The 13744-nt window shown below is 76.7% G+C and carries 11 protein-coding genes and 1 tRNA gene; 7 read left to right on the top strand and 5 right to left on the bottom strand.

The annotated features are described in order from the left end of the window. The first annotated feature begins 5 nt into the window (after positions 1-5). Genes ACUN9U_RS05320 through mnhG form a run of 6 tightly spaced genes read left to right on the top strand, consistent with a single transcriptional unit; the run spans position 6 to position 6663 of the window. Entirely contained in the window at positions 6-3167 is a 3162-nt protein-coding gene (locus tag ACUN9U_RS05320) for a Na+/H+ antiporter subunit A (protein ID WP_445483881.1), read from the top strand. Next, a complete protein-coding gene (locus tag ACUN9U_RS05315) occupies positions 3164-3742 on the top strand; it encodes a sodium:proton antiporter (RefSeq protein ID WP_445483880.1) in 579 nt (192 codons plus the stop codon). The genes ACUN9U_RS05320 and ACUN9U_RS05315 overlap by 4 nt, the downstream gene beginning before the upstream one ends. Further along, positions 3742-5328 (top strand): Na+/H+ antiporter subunit D, encoded by a 1587-nt coding sequence (locus tag ACUN9U_RS05310; protein ID WP_445483879.1) that lies wholly within the window; start codon positions 3742-3744, stop codon positions 5326-5328. Before ACUN9U_RS05315 ends, ACUN9U_RS05310 begins: the two co-directional genes overlap by 1 nt. After that, the gene (locus ACUN9U_RS05305; protein ID WP_445483878.1) at positions 5325-5921 is read left to right on the top strand and encodes a Na+/H+ antiporter subunit E; all 597 of its coding nucleotides are present in this window, start codon (positions 5325-5327) and stop codon (positions 5919-5921) included. Before ACUN9U_RS05310 ends, ACUN9U_RS05305 begins: the two co-directional genes overlap by 4 nt. Next, entirely contained in the window at positions 5921-6271 is a 351-nt protein-coding gene (locus tag ACUN9U_RS05300) for a monovalent cation/H+ antiporter complex subunit F (protein ID WP_445483877.1), read from the top strand. Before ACUN9U_RS05305 ends, ACUN9U_RS05300 begins: the two co-directional genes overlap by 1 nt. Then, positions 6268-6663: a monovalent cation/H(+) antiporter subunit G gene (gene mnhG, locus ACUN9U_RS05295; protein WP_445483876.1), complete on the top strand. Its 396-nt coding sequence runs from the start codon at positions 6268-6270 to the stop codon at positions 6661-6663. The genes ACUN9U_RS05300 and mnhG overlap by 4 nt, the downstream gene beginning before the upstream one ends. A gap of 45 nt (positions 6664-6708) precedes the next feature. Here mnhG and ACUN9U_RS05290 read toward each other — a convergent pair whose 3' ends face one another. The 5 genes from ACUN9U_RS05290 to ACUN9U_RS05270 all read right to left on the bottom strand — a co-directional run bounded on the left by ACUN9U_RS05290 (position 6709) and on the right by ACUN9U_RS05270 (position 12856). Beyond that, positions 6709-7839: a glutathione-independent formaldehyde dehydrogenase gene (locus tag ACUN9U_RS05290; RefSeq protein ID WP_445483875.1), complete on the bottom strand. Its 1131-nt coding sequence runs from the start codon at positions 7837-7839 to the stop codon at positions 6709-6711. A 40-nt stretch (positions 7840-7879) separates the two neighbouring features. Beyond that, positions 7880-8884 carry an NAD-dependent epimerase/dehydratase family protein gene (locus ACUN9U_RS05285; RefSeq protein ID WP_445483874.1) on the bottom strand — a complete coding sequence of 335 codons (1005 nt, stop codon included), beginning with the start codon at positions 8882-8884 and terminating at the stop codon, positions 7880-7882. After that, positions 8881-11634: an alpha/beta fold hydrolase gene (locus ACUN9U_RS05280; protein ID WP_445483873.1), complete on the bottom strand. Its 2754-nt coding sequence runs from the start codon at positions 11632-11634 to the stop codon at positions 8881-8883. The genes ACUN9U_RS05285 and ACUN9U_RS05280 overlap by 4 nt, the downstream gene beginning before the upstream one ends. After that, on the bottom strand, positions 11631-12656 hold the full coding sequence (locus ACUN9U_RS05275) for a 3-oxoacyl-ACP synthase III (RefSeq protein WP_445483872.1): 1026 nt from the start codon (positions 12654-12656) through the stop codon (positions 11631-11633). Before ACUN9U_RS05275 ends, ACUN9U_RS05280 begins: the two co-directional genes overlap by 4 nt. Positions 12657-12772: 116 nt before the next feature. Continuing rightward, positions 12773-12856, bottom strand: a tRNA-Leu gene (locus tag ACUN9U_RS05270). A gap of 153 nt (positions 12857-13009) precedes the next feature. Between ACUN9U_RS05270 and ACUN9U_RS05265 the strand changes: the two genes are divergently transcribed. Then, positions 13010-13741 carry an FhaA domain-containing protein gene (locus tag ACUN9U_RS05265; protein ID WP_445483871.1) on the top strand — a complete coding sequence of 244 codons (732 nt, stop codon included), beginning with the start codon at positions 13010-13012 and terminating at the stop codon, positions 13739-13741. Positions 13742-13744: the final 3 nt, after the last annotated feature.

The following is a 13744-nucleotide window of genomic DNA, read 5'->3' as shown; positions in this document are numbered from 1 at the left end:
CGGACATGCTCCTCCTGCTGACGGCGCACTGCGCCGCCGCTGCCCTGGCCGTGCCCGTGGTGCGCCGCTGGGGCCCTCGGGGGGTCCTGCTGACGGCCCTGGCGCCCCTGGCCGTGGTCGCCTGGCTCGTCGTGCAGTGGGCCTCGGGGGTGGCGGGCTCCGAGGGCTCCTCGGTGCGCGAGGCCGTGCCGTGGGTCCCCGACCTGGGCGTGGAGCTGGCCCTCCGCCTGGACCCCCTGTCCTCGATCATGGTGCTGGTCGTCGCGGGCGTCGGCGCCCTCGTGCTGGCGTACTCGGCGGGCTACTTCGCGGAGGAGTCCCAGCGGCGCACCCGTCAGCGGACCGTGCCGCTGCTGGTGTCCTTCTGCGCGGTCATGCTCGTGCTCGTCCTCGCCGACGACCTCGTGCTGCTCTACGTCGCCTGGGAGCTCACCACGGTGCTGTCGTGGCTGCTCATCGGCGGGGACGGCAGGTCCCGGGCCGCCCGGTACGCGGCCAGCCAGGCGCTCGTGGTCACCACCGCCGGCGGGCTGGCCATGCTCGTCGGCATCGTGCTGCTCTCGGTGAGCACCGGCACCACCTCGATCAGCGGCCTGCTGGCCGACCCGCCGCCGGCGGGCGCCACCACGACCACCGCGGCCCTGCTGCTGCTGGCCGGTGCGGTGACCAAGTCGGCGCTGCTGCCCACCACGGCGTGGCTGCCCGGCGCCATGGTGGCCCCCACCCCGGTCAGCGCGTACCTCCACGCCGCGGCGATGGTCAAGGCGGGGGTCTACCTCATCGCGCGCTTCGGGCCCGTCTTCGCCGAGGTGCCCGCCTGGCGCTGGACCGTGGTCGTCCTCGGCGGCGCCACGATGGTGGTGGGCGCCTGGCGGGCGCTGCGCCAGCACGACCTCAAGCTGCTCCTGGCCCACGGCACCGTGAGCGAGCTGGGGTTCATCGCCCTGCTCGTGGGTGCCGGCGGCCGCACCGGCGCCATCGCCGGCACGGGGCTGCTGCTGGCCCACGCGATGTTCAAGTCGTGCCTGTTCATGGTGGTCGGCGCCATCGACCACGGCTCGCGCACCCGCGACCTGCGCAAGCTGTCCGGGCTGGCCCGGCGCGCCCCCGCCCTGCTCGTGGCCTCGGCGCTGGCCGCGGGCTCGATGGCCGGGGTGCCGCCCCTGCTGGGGTTCATCACGCACGAGGCCGCCTTCGAGGGCTTCGTGGCCGGCGGCGGCTGGCCGCCGGGCGCCTCGGCGGGGGCCGACCTGGCCGTGCTGGCCGTGCTCCTGGTCGGGTCCGTGCTGACCGCCGCGTACAGCGCCCGGTTCGTCTGGGGCGCCTTCGCCACCCGCCAGCTGCCCGAGGGCGCACCCGACCCCGACGCCTTCCACGCCCCCGGCCGCTCGTTGCTGGTCCCCCTGCTCGTCGCCGCCGGCGGCGGTCTGGTCACCGGGCTCGTGCCCGGCCCCGTCGACGGCGTGGTCTCCGCGGCCGCCGCGGGGTTCCCCGCCGGGGAGGAGGAGTACCACCTGGCGCTGTGGCACGGCCTGACCCCGTCACTGGCGCTGTCCGCCGCTGCGCTCGGGCTCGGGGCGGTGCTCTTCGCCGCCCGGGCGCGGGTGGAGGCGCTGCAGCACCGGCTCGACGTGCCGGCACTGGCCCCCCTGACGGGGGGGCGCCTGCAGGACCGCGCCCGCGGCTGGACCGACGCGGTGGCGGCCGCCACCACGCTGGTCTACCAGCGCGGTTCCCTGCCCCAGTACGTGCTCACCGCCGCGGCGGTGCTCGTGCTGGGCCCGGGCACCGCCCTCGTCGTGGCCTCGGCCACCGGGGCCTGGCCGGCGGTGTGGCGCTGGTGGGACGAGCCGCTGCAGGCGGCGCTCGTGCTCATCGCCCTGGTCACCGCCGTGGCCGCCGCTGCGAGCCGCAACCGCCGCGCCGCCTTCGTCATGGCCGGCGCCTCGGGGTACGCGGTGGCGGGGCTGTTCGTGGTGGCCGGCGCCCCTGACGTGGCGCTCACCCAGGCCCTGGTCGAGAGCGTGACCCTCGCTGCGGCCGTGCTCGTGCTGCGCGGTCTGCCGCCCACCTTCGAGCCCTCCCCCGACAGCCTGCTCAACGGCCCGCGGCCGTGGCTGCGGGTGGTCGTCTCCGTCGGCGCCGGTGCCGTGACCTCCCTGCTGGCCGCCGTCGCCCTCAGCGCCCGCACGGCCACGCCCGTCTCGGCCGACTTCGCCCGCCTCGCCTACGAGTTCGGCTACGGCGAGAACGTGGTCAACGTGACCCTGGTCGACCTGCGCGCGTGGGACACCTTCGGGGAGATCACCGTGCTCACGGTGGCGGCCACCGGGGTGGCGAGCCTCGTCTTCCTGCGCCACCGCACCGGGCGCGCGCCCCGCCTGGACGCCTCCCGCCGCGGCGGCGCCGCCACCGGCGCCACCACCGTGGCCTCGACCTGGCGCAGCTCGCAAGAGTTCGCCCCCGGACCCGACGCGGCGCCCTCGACCCGGTGGCTGCCGGCGGTGCGCACGCTGGCGCCGGGGCGGCGCAGCCTGCTGCTGGAGATCGTGGTCCGGCTCGTCTTCGGCACCGTGCTGGTGCTGTCGGTCTACCTGCTCTTCGCGGGTCACGACCTGCCGGGCGGGGGCTTCGCGGCGGGCCTGGTGACGGGGCTGGCGCTGTTCCTGCGCTACCTCGCCGGCGGCCGGTACGAGCTGGGCGAGGCCGCCCGGGTGGACGTCGGCGTGCTGCTGGGCTCGGGCCTGCTCCTCGCCGCCGCCTCGGCGGGGGTCCCGCTGCTGGTGGGCGGCCAGGCCACGCAGACCGCCGACACCTACCTCCAGGTGCCCCTGCTGGGCGAGGTGCACCTGGTGAGCTCCCTGGCCTTCGACGTCGGGGTCTACCTCGTGGTGGTGGGCACCGTGCTGGACGTCCTGCGCAGCCTGGGGGCGGGCATCGACGCCCAGCAGGAGGAGCTCGAGGCCCACCCCTCCGCCGCGCGGGAGCAGGAGGACGGCGACGACGACGGCGAACCGGGCCCCGACCAGCTGCCCGGGCCCGGCACCGAGGCGGACGGCGCCGCGCCCGCCGACCTCGCCACGGCCGACGCCGAGGACGCCGAGGAGACCCGCCCCGGTGACGTGGAGGGCAGCGACGGGGCGGGCAGCGAGGTGGGTGCGCGGTGAGTCCCACGGTCGTCCTCACCCTGGCCGTCGGGGGGCTGGTCGCCACCGGCGTCTACCTGCTGACCTCCCGGCACCTCACCCGCGTGGTCCTGGGCGTCCTGGTGGCCGGCAACGGCGTCAACCTGCTCCTCATCGCGGCCGCCGGCAGGGCGGGCCGCGCCCCCGTGCTCGACCCCGACGGGGAGATCACCCTGGAGACGGCCGCCGAGGCCAGTGACCCGCTGCCCCAGGCGCTGGTGCTCACGGCGATCGTCATCACCTTCGCGGTGACCGCCTTCCTGCTGGCCATGGCCTACCGGACCAGCCGGATCGAGGGCACCCGCGGGGACGACGTCGTGCGCGACACCAGCCCCCAGGGCCGCTCGCGCGGCGAGGCGGCGCCCCCGGGAGAGGCCGCGGAGAGCGCCGACAGCACCGACGGGGCCGCCGGGGGCGCCGGCGCCGGCGCCCCCGGCGGCGCGGGCGGCCCCGTGCTGGGCGCGGGCAACCGGCCCGCCACCCGCGGCTCGGACGACGAGCGGGACCGGCAGGACGAGCGGGACCGGCAGGACGAGCGCAGCGGGGGGCGGCCCTGATGCGCGTGCTGCTCCCCCTCGCCGTGCTGCTGCCCGTGCTCGGGGCCGCCCTGACGCTGGTGCTCGGCAGCCACCCCGTGGCCCAGCGCTGGGTGAGCGTGACCGTGCTGACCGGCGTCACCGCGACCGCCGCAGCGCTGCTGGCCGGTGCTGCAGCCGACGGGCCGCAGTCGGTGGTGCTGGGGGCGTGGCCGGCGGGCGTGGGCATCTCCCTGGTGGCCGACAGGCTCTCGGCGCTCATGCTGCTGACGTCGTCGCTGGTGACGCTGTCGGTGATGCTCTTCTCCGTCGGGCAGGGCAGCACCGGCGACGCCGAGCGGACGCCGGTGTCGATCTACCACCCGACCTTCCTCACCCTGTCCGCCGGGGTGTCCATCGCCTTCCTGGCCGGGGACCTGTTCAACCTCTACGTCGGCTTCGAGGTGCTGCTGGTCTCCAGCTACGTGCTGCTCACGCTGGGCGGCACCGCGGCGCGCGTGCGCGCCGGCATGACGTACGTCGTCGTCTCGATCGTCTCCTCGCTGGTCTTCCTGACCGCCCTGGGCCTGGTGTACGCCGCCACGGGCACCGTCTCGATGGCCGACCTGCCCGGGCGCCTGTCGGGCCTGCCGGTGGCGGTCGCGGTGGGGCTGCAGCTGGTGCTGCTGCTCGCGTTCGGCCTCAAGGCGGCGGCGTTCCCGCTGTCGGGGTGGCTGCCCGACAGCTACCCGACCGCGGCCGCGCCCGTGGCGGCGGTCTTCGCGGGCCTGCTGACCAAGATCGGCGTGTACGCCATCTTCCGGACGCAGACGGTGCTCTTCGGCCAGGTGCCCACGGCCGCGGTGACCACCGGCCTGGTGGTCGTGGCCGTCGCCACCATGCTCGTGGGGATCCTGGGCGCCATCGCCCAGAACGACCTCAAGCGCCTGATGTCCTTCACGCTGGTCAGCCACATCGGCTACATGCTCTTCGGGGTGGCCCTGGGCAGCGAGGCCGCCCTGGGCGCGGCCGTCTTCTACGCCGTCCACCACATCCTCGTGCAGACCGCCCTCTTCCTCGTGGTGGGGCTGGTGGAGCGCGCGGCGGGCACCACCTCGCTGCGCCGCCTGGGGGGCCTGGGCGGCGCGGCGCCCGGCATCGCCCTGCTCTTCCTGCTGCCGGCCCTCAACCTCGCCGGCATCCCGCCGTTCTCCGGCTTCGTGGGCAAGCTGGCGCTGCTGCGCGCCGGTGCCGCTGACGGGGGCGCCTCGGCGTGGGTGCTCGTGGTGGCCGGCGTCGTCACGAGCCTGCTCACCCTGTACGCCATCTCCCGCGCCTGGGCGGCGACGTTCTGGTCCGGTCGCGCCACCCGGCTGGACCCGGAGGTGAGCCCGGAGGCGGCCGCCGCGCGCGCCCACCGCGTGCCCCCCGCCATGGTCGCCGCGGCCGGGGGCGTCGTCGTCCTGGTGACGGCGCTGACCGCGGTCGCCGGGCCGCTGCTCTCCCTCGCCGACGGCGCGGCCGCCGACACCCTCGACGTCTCCCGCTACACCGCGGTGGTGGGGGGCCTGGACGCCGGCACCGCCGACGGCTCCGGGGGCACCGACAGCGGGGAGAAGGCGCCGTGAGCGCTCACGAGCCGGAGCCGGCGCGCCCGGGCCTGCGGGGGCGGCTGCCCCACCGGCGCCAGCTGCCGCTCCTGGCGTGGATGGTCGTGTTCTGGTGCGGTCTGTGGGGGTCGGTGAGCCCCCTGGTCGTGGTCGGCGGGGTGGTCGTGGCGCTCGCCCTGGTGGCGGTGTTCCCCATGCCGACGCTGCCGCCCGCGCCACGCCCCTCCCTGGTCGGGTCGGCGCGCCTGGTGGGCTTCGTGCTGGTCGACCTGGTCCGCTCGAGCCTGCAGGTGGCGTGGTTCGCGGTCAGGCCGGGACCGGTGCCGCCCAGCGCCATCGTCGCGGCGCCGCTGCGCTCGCGCTCCGACGCCATGATCGCCGCGACCGCGGAGCTGCTGAGCCTGGTGCCGGGCACGCTCGTCGTCGACGTCGACGTCCCCAGCGGCACCCTGTACCTGCACGCCCTGGTGACCGGCGACCCCGCGCGCGTGGGCCAGGACGTGCGCGAGCACGCCCTCCGCCTGGAGGAGAGGGTGCTGGCCGCGCTGGCGCCGGGCTCGCTCGCCGGCGGGGTGCAGGTGGCCGACGACGTCAGGGAGGCGCGGCGCTGATGGGCGTGGTCACCGGCCTGTCCCTGGGCATCCTCCTGGTCGCCGCCCTGCTCGTGGTGGTGCGGCTCGTGCGCGGGCCCACCACGCTGGACCGGGCCGCCGCGGTGGACGTCTTCGTGGCGGTCCTGCTGTGCGGCGTGGCCGTGCTCGTGGCCCGGCGCGGGTCGACGGTCTTCGTGCCGGTGCTGCTGGCGCTGTCGCTGCTGGGCTTCGCCAGCTCGGTGGCGGTGGTGCGCTTCCTCGGCCGCGAGGACCCGCCCGGGGGGACCGCGGCCCCGGCCGACGGCCCGACGGACAGCCCTGGTGAGGGCCCGGCTGACGGCCCGGGCCACCTCGGGAGCGCCCCGTGAGCGCCTGGGACTGGCTCTCGGCGGTGCTGCTGCTGTCGGGGTCGCTGCTGGCCCTCGCGGCCGGGATCGGCATGCTGCGCTTCCCCGACCTGTGGATGCGGATGCACGCCGGCACCAAGCCGCAGGTGCTCGGGCTGCTGCTCGTGCTCGCGGGCGTCGAGGTGCAGCTGGTCCCGGACGCCAGCGCCGTGGTGGCGCTGCTCTTCGTCGGGCTCTTCCAGCTGGTCACCGCGCCGGTGGCCAGCCACCTCATCGCCCGCGCGGGGCACCGCTCCGGGGTGGTGCCGCGCGGGCAGCTCGTGCAGGACGACCTGCGCGTCGTCGAGCTGGAGCGCGCCGACGCGGAGCGCGCCCGCAGGGAGCCCTCCGGCGAGGAGCCACCCTCCCGGTGACCGCGGCCCCGCAAGCGGGGACCGCGGTCACCGGCCCAGCAGGTGTCAGGGGTGCAGCACGACCTTGGTCCAGCCGTCCTCGCGGGCGTCGAAGTGCCGGTAGCCCTCCGCGGCCTGCGCCAGGTCCATCTCGTGGCTGACGATGAAGCCCGGGGAGGCCTTGCCCTGGGTGATGAGGTCGCGCAGCTGGCGGTTGTACCGCTTCACGTCCGCCTGGCCGGTGCCCATCGTCAGGCCCTTGGTGAAGAAGGCGCCGAAGGGGAACGCCATGCGCCCCTCCTGCATGAGCGGGTCCGGGCCGTTCGGGTCCTGCGGCGGGAAGACCCCCACCACGCCGATGCCGCCGGTGGCGCGCACCACCTGGACGAGGGTGTCGAGCGTGCCGGCGGGGTGCTCCTCGCCGGAGTGGTCGTGCGCCTGCCAGCCGACGGCCTCCACGCCGCGGTCGGTGCCGACGCCGCCGGTGGCCTCCATGACCTGCTCGACCGGGTCGCCCTTGCTGAAGTCGACCGGGGTCGCGCCGGCCTGCTCGGCCAGCGCGAGGCGGTCGGGGTGCTGGTCGACGACGTACACCTGGTCCGCGCCCTGGAGGCGCGCCGAGAGGGCGGCCATGATGCCCACCGGCCCGGCACCCATGATCGTCACCGACTCCCCCGGCTCCAGGCCCGACAGCCGGGTCCCGTGCCAGCCGGTGGGGAAGATGTCGGACAGCATCGCGTAGTCGAGCTCGTGCTCGGTGCCACCCGGCAGGCGCAGCGCGTTGAAGTCGGCGAACGGCACCCGCAGGTGCTCGGCCTGCCCGCCCTGGTAGGGACCCATGTCGGCGTACCCGAAGGCCCCGCCCGCCATCCCGGGGTTCACCTCGAGGCAGAAGGCGGTCTTGCCGCGGTTGCAGTTGCGGCAGTGGCCGCAGGCGATGTTGAAGGGCAGGGAGACCCTGTCGCCCTCCTTGAGGCGGGTGACGCCGGAGCCGACCTCCTCGACGATCCCCATGTTCTCGTGGCCGAGGGTCTTGCCCTGCTCCACGTCGGTGCGCCCCTCGTACATGTGCAGGTCGGACCCGCAGATGTTCGTGGAGGTGATCCTGACGACGACGTCGGTGGGCGCCTCGATCCGGGCGTCGGGGACGTCCGACACCTGGACGTCGCGGGGGCCGTGGTAGACGAGTGCCTTCATGCACCACCCGTACCCCCGGAGCCGCCCGGGAACCTGTGGATCAGCGGGGGTCGTGCTCGGCGTACCAGGCGGCCACCCGGCGGAAGCCCTCGTCGAGGTCGACCTGCGGCGACCACCGGAGCACCCGCTGGGTCTCGCGCTGGTCGAACCAGTGGGCGGTGCCCAGCTGCTCGGCGAGGAAGGAGGTCAGCGGCGGCTCCTCGGCGCCGAGCGGGTGCCGGGCGAGCCTGAGGCCGCGCCAGACCGCCTCGACGGCGTGGCCGGCGGCGCTGGCCGCCCGCGTGGGGATCCGCCGCGTCGGCACCGGCGCCCCTCCGGCGACGGCCATCTTGGCCAGCAGCTCCCCCACCGTGCGGGGCTGGGCGCTGGAGACGACGAAGGCCCGGCCGTGCGCGTCGTCGGCGGCGGCGTGGTCCAGCGCCGCGACGAGCGCGTCCGCGGCGTCGTCCATGTACGTCGTGTCGATGAGGGCGGTGCCGTCGCCGATGACGACCATGCGGCCCACGCGCGCCCGCTCGACCACGCGGCCGACCAGCTGGGTGTCCCCCGGGCCCCACACCACGTGCGGGCGCACGGCGACCACGGCGAAGCCGGGCGCGTCAGCGGCCAGGGCCAGCAGCTCGGCGGCGGCCTTGGTGCGGGCGTAGGGACCGCGGGCGCGGGTGGGGTCGGCGGTACCGGCCCCCTCACCGACCAGGGAGGTGCCCACGTGGGCCACCGAGGGGGAGGAGACCTGCACGAAGCGGGTGGCGCCCGCCTCGCGGGCGCCGGCGAGCAGCGCCCGGGTGCCCTCGACGTTGACAGCCCGGTACTCCTCCTCGGGACCGGTCAGCGCGACCTTGGCGGCGAGGTGCACCACGGCGTCGACGCCCTCGCAGGCGCGCCGCACCGCAGCGGGGTCGGACATGTCGCCGCGCACGTCGCGCGCGCCGTCGACCCCGCTGGGGCGGCGCTGGAAGGTGGTGACCTCGTGGCCGCGCGCCACGAGCGCCGCCGCGGTGGTGCCTCCGAGCAGGCCGCTGGCGCCGGTCACGAGCACCTTCACGAGCGCACCTCCACGGGGCTGTCGGCCTTCGTGCGCCCGGCGAGCACCCCGTCGGCCCAGGCCGCGACCCGGGTCCTGTCGACCTTGGAGCGGTGCCGCACGTCGGTGGGCAGCTCGGCCACCACGAGCACCGCCGCCACGGGCACCGGGGTGCCCGCGGTGCGGCGCACGGCGTCGACCAGCTCCACCGGCGCGGCGCCCGGCTCCGGCGCGCCCGGCTCCCCGGTCGTCTCCACGACGACGACGGGCTGCTGCGTGCCGGCCGGGCCGACGCCCACGAGGGCGGCGCGCGCCACCCCCGGCAGCTGCTGCACGCGCTGCTCGGCACCCACGGGCGTCAGCGGCCCGGCCGCCGTGGTCACCACGTGGGCCAGGCGGCCCTCCACCCAGACCCGGCCCGCGGCGTCCAGGTGACCGACGTCCCCGGTGCGGTGCCACCCGGGCTCCCCGGCGGCCCCCGGGGTGCCCCGGACGCTCTCGCGCTGGACGTCCCACAGCTGGTCGTAGTGGTCCTTCATGAGCGGGGAGCGGACCACCAGCTCCCCCGTGGGAGCGTCGGCCCCCTCGACCAGCGGCCCGACGGCGCGGCCCAGGGCGTCCAGGGCGGAGGTGGCCACGCGCGTGCCGGGCAGCGGGGAGCCGACCAGCACGCCCTCGCCCGGGCCGGCGGCCTGCAGCTCGGTGAGGTTCGTCTGCGCCACGAGCAGGCCCTCGGTCATGCCGTAGGGCGTGCGGCACTCCGCGCCGGGCAGCACGTCACCGGCGGCGGCGAGCAGCTCGGTGCCCACCGGTGCCCCGGCGGAGAGCAGCAGCCGGGGGCGCGCCAGCGCCGCCCGGCCGGCGTCGTCGAGCTCGCCGGCGGTGGCCACCACCCGGCGCAGCGCGGCGGGGGAGGCGAAGACCACGGGCGCGACGGCGTCGTCGTCGGGGGCCACGGCCGCGACGGCGCGGGCCAGGGCGGCGGCGGTGAGGGTGTCGGGCTTGGTGACGTCGGTCTCCGGGACCGCGGCGGTGGCCCCCAGGAGCGGGGCGAGGATCGCGAACGGCGCGAAGGCCGCGACCAGCGTGCTGCCCCGGCCGAGCCCGCACGTCTGGCCGGCGGCGTCGCGCAGGGCCTGGAGGGTCGCGTGGGTGTGCACGACGCCCTTGGCCGGGCCGGTGGACCCGGAGGTGAACAGCACGGCGCCCTGGTCGGACGGCGACGGCTCGGGCAGCGGCGCGTGGCCGGGGGCGCCGCGCCGCGAGCGGCCTCGCGCCTCGAGGTCGTCCAGGTGCTCGACCTCCCCCAGCGCGCGCCGGCGGGCGCCGGCGCTGGGCCCTGCGAGGACCCGGCGGCCCGGCCAGCCGAGCACCCGCGCGGCCAGCAGCGCCCTCTCGATGCCGATGACCACGGCGGGGCCGGCGCTGGCGACGGCCCGGGTGAGGCCCTTGACGCCCAGGCCCGCGTCGGCGACGACCACCACCGCACCCAGGCGCAGGCAGGCGCTGAACAGCGCTGACAGGTCCGGGCCGGGCGGCACCAGCAGCGCGACGCGGTCACCGCGGCGCACGCCGCTGGCCGCCAGGCCCTCGGCGAGGTCCTCCACGCGGGCCGCCAGCTGGCGCCACGTCAGCGTCTCGGCCGTCCCGCCGGGGCGCAGCTGGGCCACGGCGACGGCGTCGTCCTGCGACCTCTCGCGCAGCGCCGACCACAGCGGCGCCCGCTGCCGGTCCGCCTCGGAGCCCCCGGGACCACCGGCGGCGCCGGCGGGGGGTGCGGACCGGGCGGTGCGCGCGTCGAGCCCCTCCAGCCAGCGCACCACGGCGCCGGGGGCGCCGCGGTCGGCGTCCAGGTCCTCGAGCAGGAGGTGCCCGGTGCCCTCGAAGCGCTGCACGTCGGCGTGGGGCAGCCGCGCGCGCAGGTCGGCCAGGTAGCGCTGGCGGAACACCGGGTCCGCGGGGCCCCACACCAGCAGGGAGGGCACCCGGTCGGCGCCGATCGCCGACAGCCCCGCGGCCACCTCGTCCAGGGCGGGGGCGCTGGGGTGGTCCGGGGTCACGGGGATGTCCGCCACGAACGCGCCGACGCCGACCCGCCGCGCGGCGCCGCGGTAGGGCGCCAGGTAGGCCGCCGCCACGCCCGGTGACAGGGGCCGCCGCGCGGTGGCCAGGGTGGCGCGCAGGAAGGCGCGGGTGGTGGTCGTGCCCACCAGGTGCAGGCCGGAGGCGGTGAAGGGCACCAGCACCGGGGGCAGGGCAGCGTCCTCGGGCTGGTGCACCGCGGTGTTGAGCAGCACGACGCCGGCCAGGACGTCGCGGTGGCGCCCGGCCCAGCCCGCCGAGACGACTCCGCCCCAGTCGTGGCCGACGGTGACCACGCGGGAGCTCCCCCCGCCGGTGGAGCCGCCGGTCAGGCCGAGGGCGTCGGTGAGGCGACCCAGGTCGTCCACGCGCCGCTCGAGGCGGCGGCGGGTGCCGGTGCGCTCGGAGAAGCCCATGTCGAGCTGGTCGGGGGCCACGACGCGCCAGCCGGCGGCCGCCGCCCGGGGCAGCAGCGCGCGCCACAGGTAGGACCACGTCGGGTTGCCGTGCACGGCCAGCAGCACCCCGACGGGCTCGGCGCCGGTCGCGCTGCGCACCTCGTCGGCCCCGTCGAGCAGGTGGACGGTCCGCTGCACGCCGTCGGCGTCGCTGAACGAGACCAGGCGCGACCAGGCCGGGTCCAGGCCGGGCAGGCCGGCCGGGGGGAGCGCCGCGGGGGCGCGGGTCACCAGACGATCTCGCAGAAGGCCGAGTTCAGGCCCGAGCCCACGCCCAGGCACAGCACCCGGTCACCCGGCTCCAGGGAGTCCGCCTCGCGAGCGAGCGTCATCGGCAGGGAGGCCGGCCCCACGTTGCCCAGCACGGGGTAGCTCTCGGGGACCTTCGACCACGGGACGCCGGTGCGCTCCACGAGCGCCGCCATGTGGATCTTGGAGACCTGGTGGAAGACGTAGCGGGCCACGCCGCTGCTCCAGCCCCACTCCTCGTCAGCGGCGTCGAACGCCTCGCCGACCAGGGCGACGCCGTGCTCGAGCAGGCCGCGGCCGTCGGCCACCATCTGCTCGGCGCTGGCCACGCACAGCCCGTGGTGGGAGCTGCCCGACCGCGCCACGCCACCCCTGACGCGGTGGCCCTCGGGGTGCTCGTCGGCGCGGCCGAGCACCGCGGCCACCGCACCCGAGCCGAGCGTGAGGGAGGCGAACTCGTCCAGGTACTCCTGGCGCGTCACCGGCTCGGTGGCCAGGCGCTGCAGGGTCCTGTCGAACATCGGCTTGATGTCCTCCGCGCCCACGACCACCGCGTAGCGCACCTGGCCGGCGTCGATCATCGCCGCCGCCGTCTGCATGCCGTTGACGAAGCCCAGGCAGGCGTTGGTGATGTCGAAGTTCATGGCCGAGCTCGGCAGCCCCATGGCCTCGTGCACGACGGCGGAGACGGCGGGCTCGAGGTGGTAGCGCGTCACCGAGGTGTTGATCACGAGGCCGACCTCGGAGGCGTCCACACCCGCCTCCGAGAGCGCCTTGGACCCCGCGGTCGCCGCGGCCTCGCCGCAGCTGACGTCGTCGGGGTAGAGGCGCCGCTCGCGGATGCCGGTGACGCGCTCGAGCAGGCCCGGGCGGATCTTGAGCCGCTCCATCGTGCCGGCGAGGCGCTCGTCGAGGTCGTCGGAGGTGACGACCACCGGCGCCTCGATGGCGTTGATGGACAGCAGGGCCGTGTTGGCCGCCCGCCAGCTCGTGTTGCCGTTCACGCACACCTCGTTCCAGGGCTCAGGACCCCTGAGGCTAACGGTCCCGGGCCAGTGCCGCCTGCGGCGCCGGACGCACGAGGGCCCGGTCGCGCACTGCGACCGGGCCCTGCTCGCGGTGCGCGAGGGGGGAGTTGAACCCCCACGCCCTTCCGGGCACACGGACCTGAACCGTGCGCGTCTGCCTATTCCGCCACTCGCGCGAGCAGCAGGAAAACTAGCACGCCCGTGCGGGCGCTCCGCGCAGCGGCCCCCGCCCCGGCGGCCCGCGGCGCGCGGGAGCGCCAGGACGGCGCAGCAGGACGGCGCCGCGGATACGATCCGCTGACCGGCTGCCGCACGTGAGGGGAGGGGCCGTGGGAGTGCTCGACCGCTTCGAGCGCAGCGTCGAGCGCGTGGTGAACGGCGTCTTCGCGAAGGCCTTCAAGAGCGAGGTGCAGCCCGTGGAGCTGGCCAGCGCGCTGCGGCGCGAGGTCGACACCACCTCGGCCGTCGTCGGTCCCGGCCGCACGCTGGTGCCCAACGCCTTCACCATCGACCTCGGCCCGGCCGACCACGAGCGCCTGTCCTCGTGGGAGGACGCGCTGGCCACCGAGCTGGCCACCGCGGTCACCGAGCACGCCCGCGCCCAGCGCTACTCCTTCTCCGGCCCGGTGTCCGTGCGCCTGCAGCGCGACGGGGAGCTGGCCACCGGCGTCTTCCGGGTCCGCAGCGCGCGCGTCCGCGGCGGCATCGCGCCCGCCACCTCGGCGGTGGCCACCCCCGCCCACCCGGTGCTGGAGGTCGACGGGCGCAGCTACCAGATGGTGGCCGAGCGCACCGTCATCGGCCGCGGCAGCGAGTGCGACGTCGTCGTCGACGACCCCGGCACCTCGCGGCGCCACCTGGAGGTGGTGCGCAGCGGCGGGCGCACCACCGTGCACGACCTCGGCTCCACCAACGGCACCGTGGTCGACGGTCGCCGCCTGGACGACGCCGGCGGGCGCACCGCGGTGCTGCACGAGGGCAGCCGGATCCAGCTGGGGCGCACCACGGTCGTCTTCCGCTCCGGGGCGAGCCCCGAGGACGCCGAGGACGGGGAGTGGTGAGGC

It is taken from the genome of Quadrisphaera sp. KR29 (assembly GCF_052644995.1).
The sequence above is the reverse complement of the archived record's forward strand: the minus strand, read 5'-3'. Positions and strand labels throughout refer to the sequence as shown.

Excerpts from the sequence above, each read along its gene's own strand:
- ACUN9U_RS05290 (WP_445483875.1), bottom strand. The coding sequence starts at position 7,839 with ATGAAGGCACTCGTCTACCACGGCCCCCGCGACGTCCAGGTGTCGGAC.
- ACUN9U_RS05300 (WP_445483877.1), top strand. The coding sequence starts at position 5,921 with ATGGGCGTGGTCACCGGCCTGTCCCTGGGCATCCTCCTGGTCGCCGCC.
- ACUN9U_RS05320 (WP_445483881.1), top strand. The coding sequence starts at position 6 with ATGCTCCTCCTGCTGACGGCGCACTGCGCCGCCGCTGCCCTGGCCGTG.
- ACUN9U_RS05310 (WP_445483879.1), top strand. The coding sequence starts at position 3,742 with ATGCGCGTGCTGCTCCCCCTCGCCGTGCTGCTGCCCGTGCTCGGGGCC.